The organism is Halovibrio sp. HP20-59, from assembly GCF_033052795.2.
GTDB lineage: Bacteria > Pseudomonadota > Gammaproteobacteria > Pseudomonadales > Halomonadaceae > Vreelandella.
On the sequence record NZ_JAWJUW020000042.1, the window covers coordinates 1 to 1,641 of the forward strand.

Genomic DNA, 1,641 nt, shown 5'->3' on the forward strand with positions numbered 1-1,641 from the left:
CTGAGTTCGGCAAGGGATCAGGTGGTTCACGCTCGCTATGGTCGTCAGGCGTAACTGGCGATGTATATCATGCTGGCTATCTTGTGATCGTCTCATTGCTTGCCGCCTATGCTCGCTTGAGCTAGGCCACACGCTGCGTATCCGGCTTTTCGTTGAGCGTTACTCAACCTTTAACGTCATCATTGTGAGCAGACCCCTTGGGTGTTATAGGGTCAAGCCTCACGGGCCATTAGTACACGTTAGCTCAACGCCTTGCAGCGCTTCCACACCGTGCCTATCAACCAGCTGGTCTCGCTGGGCCCTTCAGGAGGCTCTAGGCCTCAGGGATGTCTCATCTTGAAGGGGGCTTCCCGCTTAGATGCTTTCAGCGGTTATCCCGTCCGACCATAGCTACCCGGCAATGCCACTGGCGTGACAACCGGAACACCAGAGGGTCGTCCACTCCGGTCCTCTCGTACTAGGAGCAGCCCTTCTCAAACATCCAACGCCCACGGCAGATAGGGACCGAACTGTCTCACGACGTTCTAAACCCAGCTCGCGTACCACTTTAAATGGCGAACAGCCATACCCTTGGGACCGACTTCAGCCCCAGGATGTGATGAGCCGACATCGAGGTGCCAAACACCGCCGTCGATGTGAACTCTTGGGCGGTATCAGCCTGTTATCCCCGGAGTACCTTTTATCCGTTGAGCGATGGCCCTTCCATACAGAACCACCGGATCACTAGAACCTGCTTTCGCACCTGCTCGACGTGTCTGTCTCGCAGTCAAGCACCCTTATGCTCTTGCACTCAATGCACGATGTCCGACCGTGCTGAGGGTACCTTCGTGCTCCTCCGTTACTCTTTAGGAGGAGACCGCCCCAGTCAAACTACCCACCACACACTGTCCTCGATCCGGATAACGGACCTGAGTGAGAACGCCAATGATGCCAGGCTGGTATTTCAAGGTTGGCTCCCTCTGAACTGGCGTCCAAAGTTCAAAGCCTCCCAGCTATCCTACACAGGCAACATCAGCGTCCAGTGTGAAGCTATAGTAAAGGTTCACGGGGTCTTTCCGTCTAGCCGCGGGTACACCGCATCTTCACGGCGATTTCAATTTCACTGAGTCTCGGGTGGAGACAGCGTGGCCATCATTACGCCATTCGTGCAGGTCGGAACTTACCCGACAAGGAATTTCGCTACCTTAGGACCGTTATAGTTACGGCCGCCGTTTACCGGGGCTTCAATCAAGAGCTTCGCCTTGCGGCTAACACCATCATTTAACCTTCCGGCACCGGGCAGGCGTCACACCCTATACGTCCGCTTACGCGTTAGCAGAGTGCTGTGTTTTTAATAAACAGTTGCAGCCACCTGGTATCTTCGACCGGTTCGGGCTGAGAGAGCAAGTCTCGTCACCCTACGCCGGCGTGCCTTCTCCCGAAGTTACGGCACCATTTTGCCTAGTTCCTTCACCCGAGTTCTCTCAAGCGCCTTGGGATTCTCTCCCTGACCACCTGTGTCGGTTTGGGGTACGGTCGCACATGATCTGAAGCTTAGAGGCTTTTCCTGGAAGCGTGGCATCAGTGACTTCCTGACCGTGGTCAGTTCGTTTCGTGTCTCGGCCTTAAAAGGGTCCGGATTTACCTAAACCCTCAGCCTAC

At 55.1% G+C, this 1,641-nt stretch carries 1 rRNA gene; it reads right to left on the reverse strand.

Going from position 1 to position 1,641, the window contains the following annotated elements:
* Positions 1–208: 208 nt before the first annotated feature.
* Positions 209–1,641 (reverse strand): 23S ribosomal RNA (locus RZA33_RS19245); the annotation flags it as partial.